The 25,818-nt window shown below is 33.0% G+C and carries 22 protein-coding genes; 11 read left to right on the top strand and 11 right to left on the bottom strand.

Going from position 1 to position 25,818, the window contains the following annotated elements; all coding sequences use genetic code 11:
- Window positions 1-12: 12 nt before the first annotated feature.
- Window positions 13-1,773, top strand: a complete 1,761-nt coding sequence (locus V8G56_RS09040) for an aromatic amino acid hydroxylase (RefSeq protein WP_395438124.1) — start codon at window positions 13-15, stop codon at window positions 1,771-1,773.
- On the opposite strand, the gene V8G56_RS09035 is transcribed toward V8G56_RS09040, so the two are convergent.
- From V8G56_RS09035 to V8G56_RS09025, 3 genes are read right to left on the bottom strand one after another with little or no spacing between them, the layout of a single operon-like run.
- Entirely contained in the window at window positions 1,774-2,526 is a 753-nt protein-coding gene (locus V8G56_RS09035; protein ID WP_395438123.1) for an enoyl-CoA hydratase/isomerase family protein, read from the bottom strand.
- 53 nt (window positions 2,527-2,579) lie between these two features.
- Window positions 2,580-3,515 carry a pyridoxal-phosphate dependent enzyme gene (locus V8G56_RS09030; protein WP_395438122.1) on the bottom strand — a complete coding sequence of 312 codons (936 nt, stop codon included), beginning with the start codon at window positions 3,513-3,515 and terminating at the stop codon, window positions 2,580-2,582.
- Window positions 3,508-3,873, bottom strand: coding sequence for a VOC family protein (locus tag V8G56_RS09025; protein WP_395438121.1), 366 nt, complete (start codon window positions 3,871-3,873; stop codon window positions 3,508-3,510). Before V8G56_RS09025 ends, V8G56_RS09030 begins: the two co-directional genes overlap by 8 nt.
- Before the next feature lie 140 nt (window positions 3,874-4,013).
- Here V8G56_RS09025 and V8G56_RS09020 point away from each other — a divergent pair, with 140 nt between their 5' ends.
- On the top strand, window positions 4,014-4,319 hold the full coding sequence (locus V8G56_RS09020) for a rhodanese-like domain-containing protein (RefSeq protein WP_395438120.1): 306 nt from the start codon (window positions 4,014-4,016) through the stop codon (window positions 4,317-4,319).
- A 213-nt stretch (window positions 4,320-4,532) separates the two neighbouring features.
- Here V8G56_RS09020 and V8G56_RS09015 read toward each other — a convergent pair whose 3' ends face one another.
- A complete protein-coding gene (locus V8G56_RS09015) occupies window positions 4,533-5,477 on the bottom strand; it encodes a GSCFA domain-containing protein (protein ID WP_395438119.1) in 945 nt (314 codons plus the stop codon).
- A 34-nt stretch (window positions 5,478-5,511) separates the two neighbouring features.
- Window positions 5,512-8,124 carry an alanine--tRNA ligase gene (gene alaS, locus V8G56_RS09010; RefSeq protein WP_395438118.1) on the bottom strand — a complete coding sequence of 871 codons (2,613 nt, stop codon included), beginning with the start codon at window positions 8,122-8,124 and terminating at the stop codon, window positions 5,512-5,514.
- Window positions 8,125-8,253: 129 nt separating this feature from the next.
- On the opposite strand from alaS, the gene V8G56_RS09005 reads away from it, so the two are divergent.
- The 5 genes from V8G56_RS09005 to V8G56_RS08985 are packed head-to-tail and all read left to right on the top strand — an operon-like array spanning window position 8,254 to window position 11,455.
- Window positions 8,254-9,225 carry a M23 family metallopeptidase gene (locus tag V8G56_RS09005; protein ID WP_395438117.1) on the top strand — a complete coding sequence of 324 codons (972 nt, stop codon included), beginning with the start codon at window positions 8,254-8,256 and terminating at the stop codon, window positions 9,223-9,225.
- Complete coding sequence (locus V8G56_RS09000) at window positions 9,225-9,554, top strand: MerR family transcriptional regulator (RefSeq protein WP_331631112.1); 330 nt, start codon at window positions 9,225-9,227, stop codon at window positions 9,552-9,554. The genes V8G56_RS09005 and V8G56_RS09000 overlap by 1 nt, the downstream gene beginning before the upstream one ends.
- Before the next feature lie 13 nt (window positions 9,555-9,567).
- Window positions 9,568-10,167 carry a LemA family protein gene (locus tag V8G56_RS08995; RefSeq protein ID WP_395438116.1) on the top strand — a complete coding sequence of 200 codons (600 nt, stop codon included), beginning with the start codon at window positions 9,568-9,570 and terminating at the stop codon, window positions 10,165-10,167.
- Window positions 10,168-10,170: 3 nt separating this feature from the next.
- Window positions 10,171-10,608 (top strand): TPM domain-containing protein, encoded by a 438-nt coding sequence (locus tag V8G56_RS08990; protein WP_395438115.1) that lies wholly within the window; start codon window positions 10,171-10,173, stop codon window positions 10,606-10,608.
- On the top strand, window positions 10,589-11,455 hold the full coding sequence (locus tag V8G56_RS08985) for a TPM domain-containing protein (protein WP_395438114.1): 867 nt from the start codon (window positions 10,589-10,591) through the stop codon (window positions 11,453-11,455). The genes V8G56_RS08990 and V8G56_RS08985 overlap by 20 nt, the downstream gene beginning before the upstream one ends.
- A 187-nt stretch (window positions 11,456-11,642) precedes the next feature.
- On the opposite strand, the gene V8G56_RS08980 is transcribed toward V8G56_RS08985, so the two are convergent.
- Window positions 11,643-14,429, bottom strand: coding sequence for an outer membrane beta-barrel protein (locus V8G56_RS08980; RefSeq protein ID WP_395438113.1), 2,787 nt, complete (start codon window positions 14,427-14,429; stop codon window positions 11,643-11,645).
- A 157-nt stretch (window positions 14,430-14,586) separates the two neighbouring features.
- Window positions 14,587-15,891, bottom strand: coding sequence for a ribosome biogenesis GTPase Der (gene der, locus V8G56_RS08975; RefSeq protein ID WP_395438112.1), 1,305 nt, complete (start codon window positions 15,889-15,891; stop codon window positions 14,587-14,589).
- Window positions 15,892-15,968: 77 nt separating this feature from the next.
- On the opposite strand from der, the gene V8G56_RS08970 reads away from it, so the two are divergent.
- A complete protein-coding gene (locus tag V8G56_RS08970) occupies window positions 15,969-16,469 on the top strand; it encodes a GTP-binding protein (RefSeq protein WP_395438111.1) in 501 nt (166 codons plus the stop codon).
- On the opposite strand, the gene era is transcribed toward V8G56_RS08970, so the two are convergent.
- Window positions 16,466-17,344, bottom strand: coding sequence for a GTPase Era (gene era / locus V8G56_RS08965; RefSeq protein WP_395438110.1), 879 nt, complete (start codon window positions 17,342-17,344; stop codon window positions 16,466-16,468). The genes V8G56_RS08970 and era overlap by 4 nt on opposite strands.
- Window positions 17,345-17,517: 173 nt before the next feature.
- Here era and V8G56_RS08960 point away from each other — a divergent pair, with 173 nt between their 5' ends.
- Entirely contained in the window at window positions 17,518-20,778 is a 3,261-nt protein-coding gene (locus tag V8G56_RS08960; protein WP_395438109.1) for a S41 family peptidase, read from the top strand.
- Window positions 20,779-20,844: 66 nt separating this feature from the next.
- Here the strand turns inward: V8G56_RS08960 and V8G56_RS08955 are convergent, their stop codons facing one another.
- From V8G56_RS08955 to V8G56_RS08945, 3 genes are all read right to left on the bottom strand, one after another.
- On the bottom strand, window positions 20,845-21,573 hold the full coding sequence (locus tag V8G56_RS08955; protein ID WP_395438108.1) for an FKBP-type peptidyl-prolyl cis-trans isomerase: 729 nt from the start codon (window positions 21,571-21,573) through the stop codon (window positions 20,845-20,847).
- A gap of 229 nt (window positions 21,574-21,802) precedes the next feature.
- On the bottom strand, window positions 21,803-23,905 hold the full coding sequence (locus V8G56_RS08950; RefSeq protein ID WP_395438107.1) for a TonB-dependent receptor domain-containing protein: 2,103 nt from the start codon (window positions 23,903-23,905) through the stop codon (window positions 21,803-21,805).
- Between the two features lie 78 nt (window positions 23,906-23,983).
- The gene (locus tag V8G56_RS08945; RefSeq protein ID WP_395438106.1) at window positions 23,984-24,451 is read right to left on the bottom strand and encodes a hypothetical protein; all 468 of its coding nucleotides are present in this window, start codon (window positions 24,449-24,451) and stop codon (window positions 23,984-23,986) included.
- A 157-nt stretch (window positions 24,452-24,608) separates the two neighbouring features.
- Here V8G56_RS08945 and V8G56_RS08940 point away from each other — a divergent pair, with 157 nt between their 5' ends.
- Entirely contained in the window at window positions 24,609-25,241 is a 633-nt protein-coding gene (locus V8G56_RS08940) for a DUF2202 domain-containing protein (RefSeq protein ID WP_395438105.1), read from the top strand.
- Window positions 25,222-25,734, top strand: a complete 513-nt coding sequence (locus V8G56_RS08935; RefSeq protein WP_395438104.1) for a DUF2202 domain-containing protein — start codon at window positions 25,222-25,224, stop codon at window positions 25,732-25,734. The genes V8G56_RS08940 and V8G56_RS08935 overlap by 20 nt, the downstream gene beginning before the upstream one ends.
- Window positions 25,735-25,818 lie beyond the last annotated feature (84 nt).

The raw sequence follows: 25,818 nt of genomic DNA, 5'->3' as shown, positions 1-25,818 counted from the left end.
TTAGTAATATCCATGGATAACTCAATAGAATTAAACCCTATTTTAAATCGCTTACCTAAGCATCTGCGTCAATTTATCAAACCACAAAATTATGAAGATTATTCTGCCATTGACCAAGCTGTATGGCGTTATGTCATGCGAAAAAATGTTGATTTCTTAAGTAAAGTAGCTCATAAATCCTATTTAGACGGTTTAAAACAAACCGGAATTTCTATTGAAAGTATTCCCAATATGTACGGAATGAATAGAATTTTAAAAGATATTGGCTGGGCGGCAGTAGCAGTAGATGGTTTTATTCCACCAAATGCTTTTATGGAATTTCAAGCCTATAATGTATTGGTCATTGCCAGTGATATTAGGCAATTAGACCATATTGAATATACCCCTGCTCCAGATATTATTCATGAAGGTGCTGGTCATGCACCCATTATAGCAAATCCAGAATATGCGGAGTATTTAAGACGGTTTGGAGAAATTGGCTGTAAAGCCATTTCATCAGCTAAAGATTATGAGTTATATGAAGCCGTTAGAAACCTTTCCATAATCAAAGAGGCTCCTAACTCTGCTCAAAATGATATTGATTCAGCAGAGAAAAAAGTTGAAGAACTTCAAAAAAATATGGGAGAGCCAAGTGAAATGGCACTTATTAGAAATTTGCACTGGTGGACGGTTGAATATGGTTTAATAGGAACAGTAGAAAATCCAAAAATCTATGGTGCCGGATTATTATCCTCCATTGGAGAAAGCGCGTGGTGTATGACAAAAGCGGTGAAAAAACTGCCTTATGATATCGATGCAACGTTTAAAGATTTTGACATTACCAAACCTCAACCTCAGCTTTATGTGACACCAGATTTTGCACATCTAAGCTTAATATTAGAAGAATTTGCCAATACGATGGCTTTAAGAAAAGGAGGGCTTTCAGGAATTAAAAAACTCATTCATTCCAAAGCTTTAGGAACTATAGAATTGAGTACAGGTATTCAAATCTCAGGAACCTTCACACATGTTATTGAAAATGAAGGCAAACCTGTATACATTCAAACAACTGGAGACACTGCTCTGGCCTATCGAGAAAAAGAATTAATAGGCCATGGTGTTCCAAATCACAAACAAGGTTTTGGCACTCCTATAGGAAAATTAAAAGGCATCAACCTGGCTATTGAAGATATGAGCCCACGCGATTTAAGTGCATATAATATTTATGAAGAGCGCACCGTGACTTTAGAATTTGAAGGAGGCATCAATGTTTCAGGTGAAATTATTACCGGAAAACGCAACTTACAAGGAAAAATAATTCTTGTAAGTTTTAAAAACTGCACTGTAAAACACTTTGATAAGGTATTATTTGAGCCAGATTGGGGCATATATGATATGGCTGTTGGAAAGGAAGTTGTTTCAGCTTTTTCTGGCCCTGCAGATTTACAAAGTTTTGATTTGATAACCCATGTTCCAACGACTCAAACTATTCACATTAGCAAATCTGAAAAGCAGTTAAAATTAGAAAGATTGTATCAGCAAATCAGAGATTATAGAGACGCAAAAAACAGAACCATTTCAAGAACGAAAGTCTTGGAAGAGTTAATAACCAATCATTCGAATGATTGGTTATTACCCGTAGAAATTTATGAACTGGCAACTTTAGACAATGAGAAAAACTTAAGCATTAGCTGCTTAGAACATTTAGAAAACATTAAACAAAGCAGACCAGAAGTAGGTCATTTAATAGATGATGGTTTGGAAATAATTAATAAAAAAAGATTAACCGTATAATTATTGAAAACGCTTTAAGCTGTCTTTAGTAAAGTCACTTAAAACCAGCTTTCCACTTATTTTAGCACGTTCTTTTAAAAGGGTATCCCAATGATCAGTACCTTTCCAAAACACGGTTTTAAGTTCCCTTAAAGCTTCAGAATTATAATGTGATAATTTTTCTGCCAGTGATTTAACCGCTTCATCTAAAGTTTCCACAGAGTCATAAACTTCTGCATACAAACCATTATTTTTAGCAAATTCTGGAGAAAAGAAAGTTTCTGCATTAATTGTCATTTGTGACATGGCTGTAGCACCCATTTTCCTTGAAACTGCAGGCTCAATAACAAATGGCCCTATTCCAATACTTAATTCACTTAATTTAATTGACGCGAATTTGCTTGCCAAACAATAATCTGTTGCTGAAGCTAAGCCAACACCCCCACCAACGGCTTTGCCTTGAACGCTCCCAATAATGAGTTTCGGACATTTACGCATCGCATTTATAACATTAGCAAAACCAGAAAAGAATTTTTCTCCTTCCTTTGTAGTTGAAATACTTACTAGTTCTTTAAAACTGGCACCTGCACAAAATGTTCTGTCTCCACCACTTTTTATGACAATTACTTTAACAGCTTCATTTCTTCCTGCGTCTAAAATAGTTCGCTCCAGTTTAACTAAACTTTCACTTGGCAGTGCATTTTGGTCAGGATGAAAAAAGGTAATATACCCAACACTATTTTCAATTGTTAACTTCACAAATGGTGCACTCATATTTTTTTCTTTAAAACAAGAACCTAATTTAATTCAAACTTAATAATAAATCCTTAAAACGGCAGGTTTCCAACATCAACATTTCCACCTGAAACAATGATTCCTATTTTTTTGTTTTTATAATCCTCTTTATTTTTTAATAATGCAGCAAACGGAACGGCGCTTGACGGTTCAATAACAATTTTCATACGTTCCCATATCAGTTTCATAGCCTCTATAATTTCCTCCTCTTCTACTCTGATGATACGTTCTACATATTTTTTAATGATTGGAAAATTTCTATCACCCAAAAAAGTACGTAACCCATCTGCTATTGTATTTACCTGTTCATTAAACTCTATTTTGCCACTTTGTAAAGAACGATAGGCATCGTCAGCATTTTTTGGTTCTCCACCAATAACTTTACAATGACTTGAAAAAAAAGCGGCTGCCAAAGCCGTTCCTGCAATTAAACCGCCTCCACCCACTGGAGAAAAAATATAATCTAACTCTGGATAATCCTCCAACAATTCCATAGCTGCTGTACCTTGGCCATAAATTACGTTATCATCATTTGAAGGATGAATAAACGTTGCTCCAGTTTCTTTTTGAACATTTGCAGCCATCTCTTCTCTAGCTATTGGGTTTGAATCACATTCTATGATTTCACCTTCATAGGTTTTTACGGCCTCTTTCTTAACCTGAGGCGCATTTTTAGGCATCACAATATAGGCTTTAACACCCATTTTCTTCGCCGCTAATGACAATGCCTGTGCAAAATTTCCAGAGGAATGTGTTACCACACCTTTACTCCGCTTTTCATTTGATAAACTCAATATCGCATTGGCCGCTCCCCTCATTTTAAATGCACCCATTTTTTGAAAATTTTCGCATTTAAAATAAACCTGCGCCTGTACCATGTCATTTATCAACTCTGAAGTTAATACGGGCGTTCTGTGAATATAGGGTTTCACTCGTTCATGGACTTGTAAAAGTGTTTCTTTATTCATTTTCTAATTTAAAGTAAGGATTGTAAATAATGCCAATAATATTTTTCCAAGGGTCATAAACAGAGGCCACCATCAACTCACCGCCAACATTTGTTGGCTCCTTATGAGGTTTGGCTCCCAGCCCAATTAAATAATCAAAAGTTATAAAAATATCATCAACGCCCCAATATGACAACACCCCTTCCCCTCGTAATATGTCTCCTTCAACTGGCATTAAACCCAATTCATAACCTTTTATATTGAAGCCAACATAAAAAGGTTCATCAAAATATGGATCGGTCTTAAAAGCCTTTCTATACCAAGATTTAGCAGCTTCTAAATTATCTACTTTATAAGCGGTAGTTCTTAATCCTAACATAATAATAAATTATAAAATAATTCTTTTAATTTCGCAATAAATTGTAAAGTATGAAGATACTGAAAAAAAACACCCTGTAACTATTGTTACATTGGTTACAAAATAAAATAATTTAATTTGCATAACATTTTTCAAAAAATATGGGACTATTTGATTTTCTAACTGGAAACAAAACGGAAAAAATTAAGGATTTTCAAGCGAGAGGCGCCGTTATAATTGATGTAAGAACCAAAGGCGAGTTTCAGCAAGGAGCCATTCGGGGTTCAAAAAACATTCCTTTACAAAATATAAACACACAGATTGCAGCCATAAAAAAACTTAACAAACCAGTTATTGTTTGTTGTGCCAGTGGTATGCGTTCTGGAAGTGCCGCAAGCATTTTAAACAATCAAGGCATTGAAACCTTAAATGGTGGTGGCTGGACTAGTTTAAATAATAAACTTTAAAGCTTATTTCAAAATACAAAAACACCAGTCATAAAATCATTTTACTGATTATATCGACTGGTGTTTTCAAAATATGAACTGATTAATAGCGAAATGAATATACTTTAATTAGCTGATATTCAAATATTTTTTCGTCCAAATGCTATTAAAAAAGTTTAAGCGTAATAGTTTATTTATATTACCCAAACTAAATTTTCTTATACTTTTAATAGTTTAAAACTTAATAAAAGGCAGCTTTAATTTAAGCTGTTGTTTACTTTTTTCAAGGTTTTGAAGAAATTTTTGATGGGATTCTGAATCAGGACTAAATGGTTTATGTTGCAGGCCTTTTTGAATAACATCTACCTCATCCATTATACTATTTGAATCTTCAGAAATCCAAACTTCTTTAAACCTATTCCAAATATATTCAATTGCCAGATTATTAGGATGTATCATATCTTCGGCATAAAATCTGTAATCTCTTAGCTCATCCATCATAATTTCATAGGAAGGGAAATAATGGATTTTATCGTTTAATATAGAATGAATCGCTGTAATTAAATGTGACTTACTTTGAGTATTTTCTATAAAGCCATCTTTAAGGTGACGCACCGGAGATACTGTAAAAATTATAGCTACATCAGGATTCACTTTCTTAATTAAGCACACCATATTTTCAAGTAATTGCAAAATTTCTACAACCGATAATAATTCTTTTGAAAATTGTTTTTGCGGCACTTTATGGCAATTGGCAACTATATTTTGAGACTCGACAAAGCGATATACCCATGCCGTTCCTAATGTTATAATAACATGTGATGCCCTTTGAATTTTTTGATTAGTTAAACCTAACCGATTATTGAGATTTAAAAGTAATGCTTCTTTAGAAGGATTACTCAGTTTGGAATGTGCATCAAAGCTATGCCATTGTTCATCATAAAAAAAAATGTCTTTTTCTGAAAACTGTCTTTTTTCAATAGCACCAACCATTAAGGTTTCTATTGCTTTTGGATGAAATAATATGCCAAATGGATTAAGAAGATTTTGAAACTTAAAATACTCTAATTTATTACCAATATTTTCAACAAAACAAGACCCGATTAATAAAATATTTGACGCATAGTCTATTAGATTGTCTGACTGTTTTTTTAATGGTATTTGAGTTTGTAGTTTCATTCATTAGATTATTTCAATAGCCACATTTTACTTTCTATTTAATATAGTCTTTAGCTTTTTCTAATGCTTCTTTAATTCCTTTAGGACTTTTACCGCCAGCAGTTGCGAAAAATGGCTGACCGCCGCCGCCGCCTTGAATATATTTACCTAGTTCTCTAACCACTTGACCCGCATTCAATCCTTTACTTGACACCAGTTCTTTTGATATATAACAGGTTAACATTGCTTTTCCATCTTGTTCTGAAGCAAATAATAAAAATAAATTATCAAATTGACTACCCAAATCAAAGGCTACATCTTTGATACCCGAAGCATCCAATTCCAACTGTTTCGCTAAAAACTGAATACCATTTATTTCAGTCAATTCATTAACTAAATCCCCTTTAATGCCTTTTGATTTTTCCTTTAACAACATTTCAATCTGCTTTTTAAGACTGGCATTTTCATCTTGCAAGCTTTTAACCGCCTTCACGGGCTCTTTAGGATTATTAAGCATTTCTTTTAAAGCTTCGTATTGTTTGTCAATAGTTTCAAAATAATCTCCAACTGCCATATTAGTGATGGCTTCAATCCTTCTTATTCCAGCAGCTATGGCGCCTTCTGACTGAATTTTAAAATACCAGATGTCACCCGTATTTTTAACATGAGTGCCTCCGCACAATTCCATAGATTGACCAAAGCGAATAGCTCTTACACTGTCTCCATACTTTTCGCCAAATAAAGCAATAGCACCTTCATCTATAGCTTTTTTCATTGGAATATTACGCTGTTCTTCTAAAGGTAAGTTTTCTCTAATTCTTGCATTTACAAAATCTTCAATTTCCTGCAACTGATCTACATCCACTTTTGCAAAATGTGAAAAATCAAAACGCAATGATTTTGGTTTTACTAAAGACCCTTTTTGTTCAACATGCGTCCCTAAAATAGTTCTTAATGCCTGATGTAATAAATGAGTTGCCGTATGATTACTAGCCGATTTTTGTCTGTGTTCCTTACTTACAATAGCTTTAAATGTATCCCCTAAATGTTTAGGTAAATTTTTAGTAATATGAATGGTAACATTATTTTCCTTTTTTGTATCCAATACGTAAATAACATCTCCATTTGGAGCTTCTAAAGAGCCCTTATCTCCAACTTGTCCGCCACCTTCAGGATAAAAAGGGGTCATATTAAAGACTAATTGATATTGCTCACCTTCCTTTTTAGAAACTACTTTTCGGTAACGGGTCAATTTCACATCGGCTTCAAGTGTATCATATCCAATAAACTCTTGAACATCATCCTCTTTAACAACCATCCAATCTGAAGTTTCAGATACTGACGCAGCACGAGAACGCTCCTTTTGCTTTTTCATCTCATTTTCAAAACCCTGCGCATCTATGGTATACCCTTTTTCTCTTGCAATAAGCTGAGTAAGATCTAATGGAAAGCCATAGGTGTCATATAACTCAAAGGCCTTTGCTCCATCTATTATTTTTAAAGGTGTATTTTCAATGACCTTATCTAATAACAATAAACCTTGATCTAAGGTTCTTAAAAAGGAACTTTCCTCCTCTTTAATGACGTTCTCAATTAATCTTTCTTGGGCTTTAATCTCAGGAAATGCCATTCCCATTTGAATGCTTAAGGTTTCTGCCAACTTAAAAATAAACGGTTCCTTCTGATTTAAAAATGTGAAACCATAGCGAATGGCACGTCTTAAAATCCGTCTAATCACGTATCCAGCACCGGTATTACTCGGTAACTGCCCATCGGCAATTGAAAATGCGACGGCTCTTACATGATCGGCAACAACCCTTATAGCCACATCAATTTCTTGATCTTTACCGTAGTTAGAATTTGTTATAGTTTCAATTTCTCTAATAATGGGTGTAAACACATCGGTATCATAGTTTGACTGAACCCCTTGCAAAACCATGCAAAGGCGCTCAAAGCCCATACCCGTATCAATATGTTTATTTGGAAGCACTTCAAGAGAGCCGTTTGCCTTGCGGTTATATTGCATGAATACCAAATTCCAAATTTCTACCACCTGGGGATGATCTTTATTTACTAAATCTCTTCCAGATATTTTTACCTTTTCTTCAGGAGAACGTATATCAACATGTATTTCACTACAAGGCCCGCAGGGTCCCTGATCTCCCATTTCCCAGAAATTATCTTTTTTATTTCCTTTTAAAATACGGTCCTCTGAAATAAATTGCTTCCATAAATCAAAAGCTTCAGAATCCATTGGAAGGTTGTCTTCTTCATTGCCCTCAAAAACCGTTACATAAAGAATCGCTTTATCAATAGCACAAACTTCAGTTAAAAATTCCCAGGCCCAGGCTATGGCCTCTTTTTTGAAGTAGTCGCCAAAACTCCAATTACCCAGCATTTCAAATAAAGTGTGGTGATACGTATCATACCCAACTTCCTCTAAATCATTGTGCTTTCCGGAAACACGTAAACATTTTTGAGTATCGGCAATTCTATTGTTTTTAGGTTTAGCGTTTCCTAAAAAATACTCTTTAAAAGGTGCCATACCAGAATTGACAAACATTAAGGTAGGATCATCTTTTAAAACCATTGGGGCTGATGGAACAATACTGTGATTCTTTTCTTCAAAAAACTTTAAAAATTTGGCACGAATATCTTGAGACTTCATTTATGTAAGATGGTTACTGTGTTCTTAAATTATATTAATTGCGAAACAATTTTTATATTTGATGTTTTGCATGCAATTTAATGATAAATTGCATGTTATATAAAGTGCAAAAATAGTATAATTTCAGTAATGAGTAAGGTAAAATATTATTACGATCCTGAATCTCTTTCTTATAGAAAAATAGAAAGAAAGAAAAGAACCACCCTTAAATACGCTTTTATGTTTTTATTGGGTTCTGCCCTTTTCGGGTTCTTATTTGTTTTTCTTGCTAGTCAGTATGTAGAATCACCCAAGGAACGCGCCCTAAAACGAGAATTACAAAATGTACAACTTCAGTTTCAACTACTCAACAGGAAAATGGACGAAGCTGAAACAGTTTTGGCTAATGTTGCCGATAGAGATAATAACATTTACCGGGTGTTTTTTGAAGCAAATCCTATACCTGACGAACAGCGTAAGGCCGGTTTTGGTGGTATAAACAGGTATAAAAATTTAGAAGGTTTTGATAATTCTAAACTTATAATTGCAACCAGTAAGCGCCTGGACATATTACAAAAGCAAATTGTAGTGCAATCAAAATCACTTGATGAAATTGCGAAACTCGCTGAAGAAAAAGAAAAATTATTAGAGGCCATTCCGGCAATTCAACCCGTAAAAAATGAAGACTTAAAGCGTATGGCTTCAGGTTATGGTATGCGATCAGACCCTTTTACTAAAGTTAGAAAAATGCACTGGGGCATGGATTTTTCAGCACCTAAAGGAACCCCTATTTATGCAACAGGTGATGGTGTTGTTGTGCGCGCAGATGAAGGCGCCATTGGTTACGGAAAACATATTAGAATTGATCATGGTTATGGCTATGTCAGTTTATATGCGCATCTATTTAAGTATAACGTTAAGAAAAATCAAAAAGTCAAGCGTGGAGAATTAATTGGGTTTGTTGGTAGCACTGGACGCTCAGAAGCACCGCATTGCCATTATGAAATCTTTAAAGACGATGTACGTATAAACCCAATAAACTTCTATTACGGAAGTTTGACTGCAGAAGAGTTTAATGAACTATTAGAAAATGCGTCATTAGAAAACCAATCTTTAGACTAATGTATATAGAATTACCTGAAAAACGATATTATGGTATTGGCGAAGTGGCTGAAGCTTTTGGTGTCAACACTTCATTAATAAGGTTTTGGGAAAAAGAATTTGATGCCCTTAAACCAAAAAAAAATGCTAAAGGAAACCGAAAATTCACACCTGAAGATATCAAAAACCTAAAGCTTATCTATCATTTGGTTAAAGAACGTGGTTTTACTCTTGATGGTGCAAAAACACATCTTAAAGAAGAAAAGCAAAAAACCCTCAATAACTTTGAAATTATTAGTAAATTAGAGGATATAAAAAATCAACTTTCAAAAATAAAAGATCAACTTTAAAACTTAAAAAATCATGAAAAAATGGTTAATTCCAGTAATTATAATATTAGTTGTAATTTTTGGTGTCTACAAATGGGCCGTTGGATTCAATAATAATGCAGTTACATTAAATGAAAATGTGAGTGAAGCATGGGGTAATGTTCAAACCTCTTACCAACGAAGAAATGACCTCATTGGAAATCTTGTGAACACGGTTAAAGGTGCGGCAGATTTTGAGCGTAAAACTTTAACAGATGTTATTGAAGCACGATCAAAAGCAACACAAACTACTATTGACCCTGCCAACATAACACCAGAACAACTGAAGCAATTCAATGAAGCTCAAGGTGGATTAAGCAGTGCCTTATCTAGATTATTAGTAACGGTAGAACGCTACCCGGAATTAAAAGCTAATGAAAACTTTTTAAAACTGCAGGATGAATTAACCAGTACAGAAAACACCATTCAAACTGCCAGAACTCGATATAACGAAGCTATTAAGCCTTTCAATAATCACGTAAAAACATTTCCAAACTCCATATTAGCCGGGTTGTTTGATTTTGAAGGTAAACCTTATTTTGATGCAGAAGCTGGTGCAGAAAAACCAGTTGATGTAGAATTTGATTTTAATTAAATTATGTCTAAAGTAGAAGATTTCCTTTCGAAAGAAGAAGAACAGGAAATCATTGAAGCGATAAGAACCGCAGAGTTAAACACCTCTGGTGAGATTCGTGTGCACATTGAAAAAACATCTCAAACAGATGCCTTCAATCGTGCCTTAGAAGTGTTTCACTACTTAAAGATGGACAATACTAAAGACCAAAATGGTGTTCTTATTTACGTTGCTGTCAAAGACAAAACCTTTGTGATATATGGTGATAAGGGTATAAATGAAGTAGTACCTGATGATTTTTGGGAGAGTACTAAAGATATTATTCAATCACATTTTAAAACAGGAAATTTCAAACAAGGTCTTGTTGAAGGTATTTTAAAAGCTGGCAAAGAATTAGAAAAACATTTCCCCTGGATACACGTAGACAAAAATGAACTTTCAGATGACATCTCGAAAGGATGATCCTAAAATGATATATTCCGTTTTAAATATGAATTTACTTATTAGGCTAAAAGGCTTCATTAAACAGACTATTCTTTTAATAGCCATACTGTTTTCCAGCTTTTCTTTTAGCCAATTTGATATTCCACCTATTCCAAAAGAGCAAACCAGTGTTTATGATTATATAAATCTCTTATCTAGTTCTGAAAAAATTACTTTAGAAAATAAACTTATTAAATATTCTGACACGACTTCTACACAAATTGTGGTTGTTATAATTAGCACTACCAAGGGAGAAAATATCGGATTACTCAGTCCAAAATGGGCCCAAAAATGGGGTATTGGACAAGCTAAAGAAGATAATGGTGTTTTTATATTATTAGCCAGAGACGACAGAAAAATCTGGATTTCTCCTGGCTATGGTGTTGAAGACAGATTAACTGCCGGAATTGTTGGAGAACTGACAAGAAACATTATTATTCCTGAATTCAAAAATGGTGACTATTATCAAGGTTTAGATAAAGGCGTAGATGCTATATTTGATATTTTAACTGGTGCTTATCAAGGCAGTAGACCCGTGGAGTCTCAACCTTTCCCTTCTCAGTTCATTATTATATTAATCGTCATTTTCATCATTATTATTATCTCTATTTCAAAAAACAGACGCGGTGGTGGTGGCAAAGGAGGCAACAGACATCAAGGGTTTGATATTTGGGACGCCATTATTTTAAGCAATTTAGGTCGTGGTGGCTTTGGAGGCGGAGGACGCTCAGGCGGCGGTTTTGGCGGCGGAAGTTCCGGTGGTGGCTTTGGTGGTGGCTTTGGTGGTGGTGGCTTCTCAGGTGGTGGTTCAGGTGGCAGCTGGTAGAAATGTAAAAGATATGAGCTTATAAATGCTATTTCTAAATACGTAACATAACCTCAACAATTAATCGAAAACATACAGAATGAATCATTTCTCAATACATGAGCAAAGTTCCTGACCTTGGAAAAGGAGAATACGTTATTGGTATTAATAATCATTAGATTTCATAATAAAAAAAGTAGTAACATTCTTAATGTCTATGAAACCTTTCTCCATCATTTTCTGTTTCTCCTGCCTTTCCTAAACTATTAAATTTCCAGCTAAAACTTAACATAAAATATTGTTCTAAAACAGTACTTTGTGAATCTTCAATATAATTTGAAGTTGCTACGCGTCTTGCATTCGTATTTTGGTTCAATAAATCGTAAACTTTAAGTGTTATATTTCCATTGTTTTTAAGCACAGAATAGGCCAATGTTGAATTCCAAAACCAAGCGCTTTTTTGAAAACCTGGTGCAATATTAGGATTGTAATTAAACTGGATATCGTTTCGCCACTCAAATCCTTTAGGTAAAAAAGTTGCTGAATTTAAATTAAGAGAATGGCTAATAAATTCTTGATTTTCAATGTTTTCAATATCAAATGTGTTTTTAGTAAAAGATAAACTGTATCTTGGATTAAACTCGAAAACATCTTTCCAGACGACACGAAGTCCTAATCTTGGAGATATTGAAGTATTTGTACTTGTATATTGCACCCCATTATTAAAATTCACAGACCTCCTAATATTGGGCCCCATTCCAACATCAAAACTAACCGTTCTTAAACTATCTATTTTCACTTTCTTATTGACAGATAAATATCCATTTAATTGATAAGCGCCATTTACATTTGCGAATGTCGTTTCTCTAACTAAATTTTCATCAATTATCGTTTTTCTAACAACGGTATTATTGTCAAAATTCGCACTTACATACCCATAAAACCCGGATCCTTTTTGAAAATCGAAAGCATTAAAACGCATATAAACACGGTGACTATTCTCCGGTTCCAAATTAGGATTACCGACAACCGTATTTAGTGGATTTGAAACATTTCTGAATGATTGTAAATTGGATAGTTGGGGAGGGTTATTATTTAAACTATAACCAAACCTAAATGAGGATTTAGGACTAAACCTATAACGAAATCTAGATCTTAATTCAATTGCTTCAAAATCACGCTTTAAACTAAATTCTGGTCTAAGAATATCATTATTTTCTAAAGTTCTAAATACATAAGATGTTTCAAAACTAGCTGACCAATCTTTCTTTCTATATTCAAATTCAAAGGAAGGTGTACTCCTTTGATTGATATACTGAAAATCAGTACTCAATTCAGTATTAAAAACAGAATACTCATTTGTGATTTGATCCTTATCAAATGTATTTTTTCTATCTTCTTGTTTGTTTCTATCATAATCATATTGCAACTCCAAAAAGAACTCTTTCCTAATTAATGGTATTCTATATGTTACTCTTGAATTAAATCTATTAACCTTATTTTCACCATCGGTATATTGATCTCTAATAATATCTTCAGGATTATCTCCAAAAATATTGGTTTCAGAGTTTAAGTAATCATCACTTTCTCTAACATTTATTTCATTTTCTATACTAAATCTCACGAATGCGCCATTTGAACCAAATCGTTTTGTTATATCGATATCATTGTTGAAATTTTTACCAAATGTTTCAACATTTGAAGCTAATGTAGATTGATTTATTAGTGCGTTTAATTCATCTGACGACGTTTCATCTTCCGAAAAAACGGTGTTACTTTTTGAATACCTAAAGGAAGGCTCTATATTTATTAATAAAGTAGAATCAACTTTTATATCAAACTCAAAATTTGCACTATGATTATTACTGTCATTAAAGCTATTAGAATTAGCTGTTGTAAAATATCTAGAATCTGCTAAAATATTCTCTCTATTACTCGTGCTTTTATTCTCTGAGTTACTTCCTGAATAAAAATAATTTGCAGCAACATCAAATTTTTCGCCAAACTTATCCGCATAGTTTGTACCATAGTTTTGGGATTCAGTAATTCCTTGTCCGCCACCAAACGAGCGACCGTCTATATTAAAAGAGCCATTGCCGTTAAAACGAATATTGTTACCTCCACCAAACATTTTACGAATTTCACCAAAACTAAAACCTGGTGAATTAATATCATTACCACCTGCTAAAAAACTAATGCGTCGATCATTATCAAAATAATTAAACATACCCGCATATTCATAATGATTATCTGTACCTGCACCTGCTGCCACACGACCAAAAACACCTTTATTATTTTCTTTCTTAATTACTAGGTTTATCGTTTTATTTTCACCATCTACTTCTTCACCAGTAAAAGCTTGATCTTTTGTTTTAGTATCTAAAACCTGGATTTTTTCAACAATATCTTTGGTTAAATTTCTAGTTGTAATGGTGGGATCTCTACCAAAAAATGGTTTTCCGTTTACCAATATCTTATTAACTTCTTTTCCATTAACTGTAATGGTTCCCTCTTCACTAATTTCAACCCCTGGAAGCTCTTTTAATAAATCTTCAACGTTAGCATCTTTTTTAGTTTTAAAAGAATTAACATTAAATTCCAACGTGTCCCTTTTTATGGTAATCGGTGCAACGGATGTTATTATAATTTCTTCTAATGTACTTGTACTTGTTTTAAGAAGGATATTCCCTAAATCTAATGTTTCTGTATCTAAACTAATGGTTTTAAAATAGGTTTGATATCCAATATAAGAAACATAAAGATTCGCCTTTTTATATGGTGTTTTATTTTCTAATATAAATTCTCCATCCTTGTCTGAAATGGTATAAGTAATTAAAGTACTATCATTAACTTGTTGAAGATATATAGTTGCAGATTCTAAAGGTATTTTATCTTCATCGGAAATTAAAGTTCCTGAAATTTTAAAGGGTTTAGATTGAGCAAATGAGTTTGTAAAAAACAATAACAATATAAATCTATAAAAATACTTTCCCATTTGGTGATAGTCGTCTTAACTTAAAAAGTTTGACCTTTTAGATTTTAAAAGGTTTAAATGAGACTACTTGTTTTATGAAAACATTAACATTTATAACGAAAAAAATACCAGATTTATATTTAAAAACAAAAACATGCTCTTAAAAATATCAAATAAACTATTTCTTTCTCATATACACACTTATAGGCACCCCATGAAAATCAAAATGTTCTCTTAACTTATTTTCCAGAAAACGTTTATAAGCGTCTTTTACATATTGAGGCAAATTACAAAAGAATGCAAACTGCGGTTGTGGTGTTGGCAATTGCATTATATACTTAATCTTAACATATTTTGCTTTGTATGCCGGTGGTGGATAATTTTCAATAATGGGTAGTAAGATTTCATTCAACTTACTAGTCTTTATCTTTTTTGTTCTGTTTTTATAAACCTCAACAGCCGTTTCAATAGCCTTATATATACGCTGTTTGGTTAAAGCTGAAATAAATATAATAGGCACATCTGTAAAGGGTTCAAGTTCCTTTCTTATGGCTTTTTCATACTCTTTGGTTGTTTTTGTATCCTTCTCAACCAAATCCCATTTATTCACCAAAATGACAATCCCTTTTCTGTTACGTTCAGCTAACCAAAATATATTTTGAACTTGTCCGTCAAAGCCTCGGCTTGCATCCATTACAATTAAACATACGTCACAATGTTCAATAGCACGAACACTTCGCATGACTGAATAAAATTCCAGATCTTCCTTAACTTTCGCTTTTCGTCTTATCCCAGCAGTATCTACCAGGTTAAATTCAAAACCAAAACTACTGTATTTAGTATCAATAGAATCACGCGTCGTACCCGCAACATCTGTTACGATATATCGATCTTCACCCATTAAGGCATTAATAAAAGATGATTTCCCTGCGTTTGGACGACCAACCACTGCAAAACGAGGTAAGGTTTCTTCAACAACTGTTTCCTTTTCAGGTAGTGCTTTCACCAAAGCGTCCAATAGATCGCCTGTTCCACTGCCATTAATACTGGCAATAGTATAATATTCACCTAGACCAAGTGAGTAAAATTCTACAGCATCTTCCTCACGCTTAGCATTATCAACCTTATTTACAACCAAAAATACCGGTTTGTTTACTTTTCGCAATAAATTGGCAACATCTTCATCCATTCCAGTTACGCCAGATTCAACATCAACCATAAATAGAATAGCATCTGCTTCATCAATGGCCAATTCTACCTGCTTATCAATTTCAGCTTCAAAAACATCATCACTTCCTTTAACATAGCCACCGGTATCAATTACAGAAAACTCTTTACCATTCCAATCACATTTCCCATAATGACGGTCTCTGGTAACACCGCTAACGGCATCAACAATGGCTTCTCTTCTTTGAATCAAACGATTAAAAAACGTTGATTTTCCTACATTTGGCCTTCCTACTATAGCTACTATATTACTCATAATCTTTAAATTGTGTGCAAAGGTAGTGTTTACTCTTTGAAAAAAATAGTATTTTAATCTCCTTAAAACAAAACAACATGTCAACTACCAATGCCATCGTCTTACGCCCGCGTTTTAAAATAGAATTACCCTATCATAATGAAGTTGTTTTAAAAGATTTTGAAATAGCCAAAACATCACAAAAAGAGTATATTGTAAATCGCATTGATGACCATGTTTTTATAAAATTCCCGAAACAAAAACAGCACTTTTGGTCGCCACAACTTCATCTTGAAATTAATGAAGTAGATGAAAAATCGAGCTTACTTCATGGATTATATGGCCCCAACCCAACTGTTTGGACTTTTTTTATGTTTCTCCATTTTATGGTAGCAGGCTTATTTATAGCCTTTAGTATATGGGCTTATACTAATTGGGCCTTAAAGTCGAGCTATGCTTTACAGGTTAGCCTCATGCTTTTTATGGTTATTGTTTGGTTTGCACTATACTTTGCAGGAAGTATTGGAAAAGCCTCAAGTAAAAACGAAATGTTAGAATTGCAGGAATTTATGAATAAGGTATTAAAACCTTTTTCTTAATTATTGTAACCAAACCGTTTTAACTGATTCACATTAGAGCGCCAATTCTTATTTACTTTAACATATAATTCAATATGTATTTGTTTTCCAAAGAATTTTTCCAGGTCTTTTCTTGCCTCTACACCTACCCGTTTTAAGGCAGTCCCTTTATGCCCAATAATGATTCCTTTTTGAGTTTCACGCTCCACCATAATGACTGAACGCACTCTAATGATGTTTTCTTCTTCAAAAAATTCTTCAGTATCTACCTCCACAGCATACGGAATTTCCTTTTTATAATGCATTAGGATTTTTTCACGAATGGTTTCATTAATAAAAAAACGCTCCGGTTTATCAGTTAATTGATCTTTAGGATAAAAGGCGGGAGACTCTGGAAGTAATTCAATAATTCTATTGAACACTTCCTTTATATTAAAACCTTCTAATGCAGAAATGGGAAAAATTTCAGCATTTGGTACTTTTTCAGACCACAGTTGCACTTGTGTTTCAAGCTGCTCCTGATTTGATTTATCAATTTTATTTAATAATAAAAGTACTGGAATTTTTGAATTGGTAATTTTATTGAAAAAAGCTTCATCTTTCAATTCTTGCTCGCCAATTTCAACCATATATAATAATACATCAGCATCTTCAAAGGCAGATTTAACAAAACCCATCATAGACTCTTGAAGTTCATAAGCTGGTTTTATAATGCCTGGTGTATCTGATAATACCACTTGAAAGTCTTCACCATTTACAATGCCTAAAATACGATGCCTAGTGGTTTGTGCTTTGGATGTGATGATAGATAATTTCTCACCTACAAACGCATTCATAAGCGTAGACTTACCAACATTTGGATTTCCAATAATATTTACAAAACCTGCTTTATGCATTCTAATCTTAAATTAAAGGCAAATATAGTGCATATAGATTTGTAACTAAAAAAAAGCGTATTGATTTATTAAGATATAACTTGATCAAGAAAACTTTTATTTTTCAAAATAAAATTATTTTAAAGAATAATAGTAACTTGTTAAACTAACTTTTATATATCACAATGGATCTTATGAAAAAATTATCTTTTTTAATTATTATGTTATTTTTTGGATTAATGACTGCTCAAATAAGTGGAAAATTAATGCAATATCCGGATGTTTCAGACACACATATTACTTTTGTATACGGAGATGATGTCTGGATTATGCCTAAATCTGGAGGCATCGCGAATCGGTTAAGCTCCCCGGAAGGTGCTGAAAGTTTTCCAAGGTTTTCTCCTGATGGAAAAATGATAGCATACACAGCCAATTATGAAGGCAATGATGATGTATATGTCATTGACATAAATGGAGGCATCCCGAAAAGACTGACCTATCATGGCATGCCTGATCGTGTTTTAGGATGGTCACCAGATGGTAAGTCTGTTTTATTCGCCTCTTCAAGAGAAAGCGGACGCCAACGTTATAGCCAATTTTATACAATTTCTATAGCGGAAGGCACCCTTACTAAATTACCAGTTCCTTATGGAGAATATGCTTCATTTTCAGCTGATGGACAAAAAATAGCCTATACAGACAGATCGAGAGTACAAAGAAATTGGAAACGGTATCGTGGTGGGACAGCTCCGGATATTACGGTTTTTGATCTTAAAACTTTTGAATGCCAAAATATTACCAATAATATAGCCAATGATGAGTTACCAATGTGGGTTGGAAACAATATATATTATATGTCGGATAACGGACCTGAGAAAAGAAATAATATTTGGAAACATGATAATGAAAACAATACAAATAGTCAATTAACACATTTTGTTGATTTTGATATTACATATCCTGAAAGCTGTTCTTCAGATATTATTTTTGAAGCTGGCGGAAAATTATATCTATTCAATTTAGAAACTGAAAAAACTAAAGAAGTTAATGTTGAAATAATTTCAGATCAAAAAAACCTTCTTCCACAACAAAAAAATGTTGCCGAATTCATTCAAGGCGCAACGATTTCCCCTGATGGAAATAGAGTTATTGTTGAAGCAAGAGGTGACTTATTTGATTTACCTGCAGCCGAAGGATTTGTGTCTAATTTAACAGCTTCATCTGGATCTGCCGAAAGAGAGCCAGCTTGGTCTCCAGACGGAAAATATTTAGCTTATTGGTGTGACTCTAATGGAGAATACCAATTGAATTTGTATGATGTCAAAGGGGTTCAAAAACCAAAAACTATTACCGATTTTAAAAGCGGGTTTAATTATTCCATTTTTTGGTCTCCAAACAGCAAAAAAATCATGTATGTGAATCAAGCTATGGATATACATTGTATTGATGTAAATACTGGAGATGTCATTAAAGTTGATAAAGGAAATTACATGTTTCAAGGAAATTTACAAAACTTCAAAGTTAGTTGGTCTACAGACAGTAATTGGGCTGTTTATTCCAGGAGTACAGATAATCGTTCTAAAACAGCCATTTTTCTTTATGATGTTCAGAATAAAAAAACCACTCAACTTACTTCGGGTTATTATAGTGATTATGATCCTACTTTTAGTGTTGATGGTAAATATCTGTTCTTTGGAACGAGCAGAACATTTAACCCCGTTTATTCAGATTTAGATAATACGTTCATTTATCCAAATTCAACTACTATTGCAGTTGCTACATTAAGTGCAAAAGAAAAGTCTTTATTAGAAGTTAAAAATGATGCTATAGAGGATTCAACAAAAGAAGATGAAAAAGAGAAAGATGCTGATGAAAAGAAAAAAGGTTCTGACAAAGAAGCTAAAAAAGAAATAGTTAAAACAGTTATTGACATTAACGGGTTTGAAAACCGTATAGAAATGTTAGACATACCAGCCGGAAATTTAAACAATTTACATGCGGTTGAAGGCAAGTTATTATTTACAAGGTTTCCAAATTCCGGAGCAAGTGAGGAGGAATCACCTAAATTAGATTATTATGATTTTAAGGAACGGGAAGTTAAAACAATCATAAACAAAGTTTCTAATTATAAAGTCTCAGCCAATGGTAAAAAAGTATTAGTGTTACAAGGAAAAAAACTTGCTGTTATAGAGATTAAAGCAGATCAAAAAATAGACAAAACCGTTCCTACTGATAAAATGGTAATGACTATTGTTCCCAAAGAAGAATGGAAGCAAATTTTTAATGATGTTTGGCGTTTTGAAAGAGATTACTTCTATGATCCTGGCATGCATGGAGTAGACTGGAATACTATGAAAACACGTTATGGCAATTTAGTGGACCAAGCTAACTCTCGAAATGATGTAAACATTATTATTGGTGATTTAATTGCCGAATTAAATGCCTCTCACACCTACAATGGTGGTGGTGATATAGCGTCCGGGCCAACGATGAATGTTGGTTATTTAGGGGCTGATATTAGTTTAGAAAATGGTCACTATAAAATCAAAAAAATTATTTCTGGAGCACCTTGGGATGTTGAAGAGCGCTCCCCACTGTCCAAACCAGGTATTGACTTAAAAGAAGGAGATTATATTTTAGCTGTAAATGGACTCATAGTTGACCCTGCTAAACCTTTTTCATCGGCGTTTCAAGGATTAGCAGAAACAACCGTACAGTTAACCGTTAATAATACACCATCAATAATTAATTCAAAAAAAATTATTGTAAAAACAATGTCTTCAGAAACAAGGTTGCGCCATTTAGGCTGGATAGAGAACAATAGAAAAAGAGTAGATGAAGCAACAAATGGTAAGATAGGATATGTTTATGTGCGCAGCACAGGAATTGATGGTCAAAATGAATTGATTAGACAATTTTATGCACAGATGAACAAAGAAGGTTTGATTATAGATGAAAGATTCAATAGTGGAGGACAAATTCCTGATAGGTTTATTGAGTTATTGGACAGAGATCCTTTAGCTTACTGGGCAGTAAGAGATGGAAAAGATTGGGCTTGGCCGCCATCGGGCAGCTTTGGTCCAAAAGTTATGCTTATTAATGGGTTTAGTGGTTCTGGAGGTGATGCTTTTCCTGATTATTTTAGAAAAAGAGGTTTAGGTCCACTCATCGGAACGCGCACTTGGGGTGGCTTAATTGGTATTTCTGGCGCACCTAATTTAGTTGATAACGGCCGTATAACTATACCAACTTTTAGAATGTATGATCCGAATGGTGAATGGTTTAAGGAAGGCCATGGTGTAGACCCAGATATAGAAGTAATAGAAGATTTTCAAAAACTGGCAAATGGAAATGATGTCCAACTTGAGGCTGGGATTAATGAAATTTTAAAATTACTTAATAGTCAAAAAATATTTAAAAAACCTGCAAGACCTGCATACGAAAACCGAAACTAAAGTCATTAAACAAAAAAGCAGGAAGTTAAACTTCCTGCTTTTTTAAAACCAATATATTTTTCAATATTATTTAACGATTTCTATAAGTTCTACTTCAAAAACTAAAGCAGAAAATGGTTGTATTGGTCCACCCTGACGAGGAAATGCTCCATAAGCCAAGTCTTGAGGAATAAAAAACCTGTATTTTGAACCTACAGGCATTAACTGCAATCCTTCAGTCCAACCTTTAATTACCTGTCCAACACCAAATTGAGTTGGTTCACCTCTTTTAATTGAGCTATCAAATTCAGTTCCATCAATTAATGTCCCTTGGTAATGAACTTTTACCGTTGAAGTAGCCGATGGTTTCTCACCTGTTCCTTCCTTCAAAACAATATACTGTAAACCACTATTTGTTACTTTTACACCTTCCTTAGTTTTATTTTCTTCCAAGAATTTTTCACAAGCAACTTTGTTATCATTAAACTGCTCCTCAGCTTTAGCCAATGCATCAGCTTGTTGTTTTTCTTTTTCTACTTCCTGTTTTTTCTTAAAATAATTACTCAATATGTCTTGTACCTGTTCTTTGTCAATTAAAAGAGTAGTAGAATCCATAACATTATTAAACCCTTGTAAAAAAAGATCTTTATTCATTTCAGAGACATTAGTTTGAACATTTCGGGCTACATCCATACCTATGGCATAACTTAATGAGTCAATTTCTGTGTCTAATGATTTTTTTGTAACACCTTGGCTATTACATGATGATACTATAGTAGTTAAAAATACAACTGCTAAAAACTTGATTAATTTCATTTGTCTTATTGATTTAAAAATTTTAGCAAAAGTAACAAATTTAAAACGAGAAATTAAGCAGCTTTTGTTACAATTTTCATAATTAAATGAAAGTCTTCTAATTACTGGAAGTGATTAAAATTAAAAAAAAGTATAAATAGTAATATAATTGATATAAATAGATACTATAAAATAACTATTTATACTAAAAATTTAAAAAGAGCCTCAATCGTGAAGCTCTTTTTATTATTTAGAATTTCTTTTGAAAAAATACAGTTATATTTCTTCCTGGTTCAGTAATTGGAACTGCTCCAAAATCTGCTTGATTATTAAATGAAAAATTCAGATGATCATGATAAGCTTGATCAAACACATTTAATACAGCAACTCCAAGAGATACTTGTTTAAAGGGCTTCACTCCAAACCGAAGATCTAAAGTTTCATAACCCGCTGTTTCAATTTCACCAAAGCTTTCGGCTATATTATTCTGTCTACTGTTGATTTTATATTGTGCATTCGCCCAAACTTTCTCTTTTTCAAAACCCGCGGTAAGGGTCATATTAAAAGGCGGAATAAGTGGTAAAGACTCATTTAAATCTTTGTTTTTAGCATATACATAAGCAGCCGCAGTTTTAAAATAATAATCATTTAAAAAATCTAATTGACCCATAACCTCAAAACCTGTTTTGTAAGCCTTATCTAAATTTTGAAACACTTTAGGATTCACAGGTTGCAATGATGGCATATATTTTCTGGTTAAACTAACATCTTCAATTGCAACAATATAATTGTCAAAAAACGAGTAATAAAAAGACGTCTCATATCTAAACGTATTGAATCCCTTTTTTAAGTTTTCATAGCCTTTAAAACCAATCTCAAATTGGTTATTAACTTCAGCCTTTAAATTAGGATTTCCTATATATTCATAAGAATCTTGTCCAACCGTAAAATGATTAATAAATCGCTCAATCATATTTGCTGAACGCACGCCTCTACCAAAAGCTGCTTCAAAAGTCAAATTATCTGACACTGTTTTTTTAACAGAAATAGTACCGCTTACATTTTGTTCTGTGCGCTTTCTTAAATTATACAGGTCAGCAAAATCAACTTCTGGATCCTTAATATCAGAACTTACAATATCTGTTCTTAAACCTGCTGTCAAAATAGTTGAACTGTTTACAGCCCATTTTGCCTCAGTAAACACGCCTATATCATCAATATAGGAATCTTGCCAAACCTTGTCATAAAATAACCTTGGAGTTGGCAACATCATACCATTCATCACCTTAACTAAGCGGTCTCTGCCGCCATCTCTAGCAATATGCATCATATCTATACCGGAAAAGATGTTAAGATTATCAAATGGCATCCAGTTTAATTCTAACTTACCTCCTATCGTTGTTGCTTCAACTGCAGAAGAAGCTTCAGTCATCATAAATGAGGGCCTTAAATTATTTGTCATTAAATGATCTACATAGCTATAATACGTTTTAGCAGTGATAGATCTTAAAATATCTCCAATGTTGGACCATTTATAATCTAAGGATAAGATACTGCTGTTATCATATTCTGTATCCATTGGTAAACCCGCATGCAATACATCTCTGCCAAATGACTGTCTCCAATGAGCTTGTAAGCGTTGATTTTCTAATAAGTTATATCCAAATTTGAGTCCATAATCGGTACTTTTGAATGACGACGGAATTTCAATCTGATTACCATCCTTATAATTACCAAAATCTCTGTATCCAACATTACCAACTAAGTCATAAGTATTAGTTACTTGTTGTAATTGCAACATGGTTACAAAAGAATTTCCATTGGACTCATAGCCTCCCGACACTTTACCATGAAATCCATGATCATCTAAATTAGGCTTATCAGTGACTATATTTATAACACCTCCAAAAGTGGCTCCATAACGCACCGTGTAAGGACCTTTAATAATTTCTATTTTTGAAACTTCTTCAGGTATGATGTGGGTAGTAATCGGGTCCATTCTATTTGGACAAGCATTCATAGCTTTGGTACCACCATCATATTGAATATTTAACTGTTCATATTGTGCGGCTCTAAATGATGGATCTGTTGCATAATTTCCCCTTTTTATAACAGAAAAACCGTTTATATTATTAAATAAATCGGCTACATTTTTAGGCTGAACAATGTTTTTTTGATAATCATTTGATGCCTGAGTTAAAACAGGATCCATAATAGCGTTACCCGTTATTAAAACTTCATCCAGTTGCACTGTTTTTTGTGTAATTGTATCTTTAGCTGTGTCCTTTTTTTCTTGAGAAAAAGACACAACATAAATAAGCATGCATAAAAGCACACTATAAAATGTTCTCATTTTTTATTATTTAAAAATTGAAATAATTTAATTTGTAGAAGATGTTATTATCTCCTGAATTATTTTAAATAAAGAGAATTAAGTTTGTGGTGGGCGATCTAAAGAATCAATAAAAGAAAAGGCATATAAATTATTATAATTTCCTAATTGAACATTTTTAAATGAAACGCTATTAAAATCATACTTCATAAATTCAACAACATATAAAGTGACGTCTTTAAGATTGACAGCTTTTACGGGTTCTTTATCATTATTTGTATTGTTATCAACAAGTTTCTTCAAATGACATTTTCCATGACATTGTAATTCTGGTATGTCTTTATTTTCACATAGCTTTTCAATAAAACCAACAGTATCTATATTGTAATAGGCATATGTCAAGGACACTTGCAAACTATTCAATATAATGATTGAAGTGAGTATAAATGATAATATTTTAGAAAGTATTTTCAACAATATAAAATTAATTCTTTTGTCAAAAAACAACGACACATTTGTTACATTCTTTTTATCAAAAACCACCATTAGTAAATTGACTAATATCATTTCGTCATAACTTAAGCAGCTTTATTTTTAAGCAGATCTAGGAATAGAAATCTCTAAAGGGCTTAGCAGCAAAGGTTACTCTTTTAATCTATAAACTAATTTAACTTTGAATTATTCATTAGGATATCAAAAAATAAAAAAAATTAAAGTCAGAATCATGAAAATTTTAAGTACCCTTAAAACTGTAAAAATATTAATTGTCATAGGATCTATTTCATTTATGACTTCTTGCAGTGATAGTAATAATGATAATAATCAATCCATTAATACTATTGAGCTTTCCGTTACAGATACAGAAGCACTCTTATTTATGCTAGAAGAAGAAAAATTAGCGAGAGACACTTATGAGTTTTTAGACTCGGAGTGGGGCCTCATTCAATTTGCTAACATTAAAATAAGTGAACAATCTCATATGGATGCCATTATAACCTTATTAGAGCAAAGTAAAACCCCATACACTATTTTACCTTACGGTGAATTTGATGATGACCACTTACAAGATTACTATAATCAATTTGTAGAAAATGGTCAGTTAAGTCAAGCAAATGCATTACAAATTGGCGCTACCATTGAAGATTTAGATATTGTAGATTTACAAGAGTTTATAAATCACGTGGAAAGCACATCTGTAATTGAAGTTTTTGAAAGTTTAAAATGTGGTTCAGGTAATCACTTAAGAAGCTTTGTATCTAGTATTGAATTAATAGGTGACACTTATACCGCACAATTTTTAACTGAAGACGAATATAATCTAATACTATCTCAAACTCATGAAAATTGCATTCTTTAAAATCACATTTATTATTATTTCATTGCTCAGTTTTGATACTTTCTGTCAAGGCATAAATCTTTCAACCCATGAGGTTAGTGATATGAAATATATGCTTGAAGAAGAGAAACTCGCCCGAGATGTTTATGAGATTTTAGATGCCAAATGGCAAATGAGAGTTTTTAATAATATCAAACAAAGTGAACAACATCATATGGATATGATGGAATATTTGCTCAACTCCTATAAAATAAGGTATAAGTTAAACTTTGAACAAGGTGTTTTCTATAATGAGCAATTACAAACCATGTATAACAACTTCATTGAAAAAGGTTCAAAATCAAGACAGGATGCTCTAGAGGTTGGCAAAATGATAGAAGTTGTGGACATTGAAGACTTGGAAAAAGCCATCAAAAAAACATCAAAAAATGATATACATGATGTGTATTCGAAATTAATATTTGCATCAAATAATCATTTACGTGCCTTTAACAGGAATTTATCCAGGTTTTAAGACGGGATTTAATATTATCGTCCCTTTTCATTAAATCACTTCGCTCTAAATATATAGTGGATTTATTGATTCCTCATCTTAAAT

The sequence above is a fragment of the Gaetbulibacter aquiaggeris genome (genome assembly GCF_044003965.1).
GTDB lineage: Bacteria > Bacteroidota > Bacteroidia > Flavobacteriales > Flavobacteriaceae > Yeosuana > Yeosuana aquiaggeris.
This window is presented reverse-complemented; position numbering and strand designations above follow the sequence as displayed.

Excerpts from the sequence above, each read along its gene's own strand:
- V8G56_RS08935 (WP_395438104.1), top strand. The coding sequence starts at position 25,222 with ATGAAAATTGCATTCTTTAAAATCACATTTATTATTATTTCATTGCTC.
- V8G56_RS09020 (WP_395438120.1), top strand. The coding sequence starts at position 4,014 with ATGGGACTATTTGATTTTCTAACTGGAAACAAAACGGAAAAAATTAAG.
- V8G56_RS09015 (WP_395438119.1), bottom strand. The coding sequence starts at position 5,477 with ATGAAACTACAAACTCAAATACCATTAAAAAAACAGTCAGACAATCTA.
- V8G56_RS08985 (WP_395438114.1), top strand. The coding sequence starts at position 10,589 with ATGACATCTCGAAAGGATGATCCTAAAATGATATATTCCGTTTTAAAT.
- V8G56_RS08980 (WP_395438113.1), bottom strand. The coding sequence starts at position 14,429 with ATGGGAAAGTATTTTTATAGATTTATATTGTTATTGTTTTTTACAAAC.
- V8G56_RS08950 (WP_395438107.1), bottom strand. The coding sequence starts at position 23,905 with ATGAGAACATTTTATAGTGTGCTTTTATGCATGCTTATTTATGTTGTG.
- V8G56_RS09025 (WP_395438121.1), bottom strand. The coding sequence starts at position 3,873 with ATGTTAGGATTAAGAACTACCGCTTATAAAGTAGATAATTTAGAAGCT.
- V8G56_RS09000 (WP_331631112.1), top strand. The coding sequence starts at position 9,225 with ATGTATATAGAATTACCTGAAAAACGATATTATGGTATTGGCGAAGTG.
- V8G56_RS08945 (WP_395438106.1), bottom strand. The coding sequence starts at position 24,451 with ATGATATTAGTCAATTTACTAATGGTGGTTTTTGATAAAAAGAATGTA.
- alaS (WP_395438118.1), bottom strand. The coding sequence starts at position 8,124 with ATGAAGTCTCAAGATATTCGTGCCAAATTTTTAAAGTTTTTTGAAGAA.
- V8G56_RS08960 (WP_395438109.1), top strand. The coding sequence starts at position 17,518 with ATGAAAAAATTATCTTTTTTAATTATTATGTTATTTTTTGGATTAATG.
- V8G56_RS09040 (WP_395438124.1), top strand. The coding sequence starts at position 13 with ATGGATAACTCAATAGAATTAAACCCTATTTTAAATCGCTTACCTAAG.
- V8G56_RS08940 (WP_395438105.1), top strand. The coding sequence starts at position 24,609 with ATGAAAATTTTAAGTACCCTTAAAACTGTAAAAATATTAATTGTCATA.
- der (WP_395438112.1), bottom strand. The coding sequence starts at position 15,891 with ATGAGTAATATAGTAGCTATAGTAGGAAGGCCAAATGTAGGAAAATCA.
- V8G56_RS08995 (WP_395438116.1), top strand. The coding sequence starts at position 9,568 with ATGAAAAAATGGTTAATTCCAGTAATTATAATATTAGTTGTAATTTTT.
- V8G56_RS08955 (WP_395438108.1), bottom strand. The coding sequence starts at position 21,573 with ATGAAATTAATCAAGTTTTTAGCAGTTGTATTTTTAACTACTATAGTA.
- V8G56_RS09030 (WP_395438122.1), bottom strand. The coding sequence starts at position 3,515 with ATGAATAAAGAAACACTTTTACAAGTCCATGAACGAGTGAAACCCTAT.
- V8G56_RS09035 (WP_395438123.1), bottom strand. The coding sequence starts at position 2,526 with ATGAGTGCACCATTTGTGAAGTTAACAATTGAAAATAGTGTTGGGTAT.
- V8G56_RS09005 (WP_395438117.1), top strand. The coding sequence starts at position 8,254 with ATGAGTAAGGTAAAATATTATTACGATCCTGAATCTCTTTCTTATAGA.
- V8G56_RS08970 (WP_395438111.1), top strand. The coding sequence starts at position 15,969 with ATGTCAACTACCAATGCCATCGTCTTACGCCCGCGTTTTAAAATAGAA.
- V8G56_RS08990 (WP_395438115.1), top strand. The coding sequence starts at position 10,171 with ATGTCTAAAGTAGAAGATTTCCTTTCGAAAGAAGAAGAACAGGAAATC.
- era (WP_395438110.1), bottom strand. The coding sequence starts at position 17,344 with ATGCATAAAGCAGGTTTTGTAAATATTATTGGAAATCCAAATGTTGGT.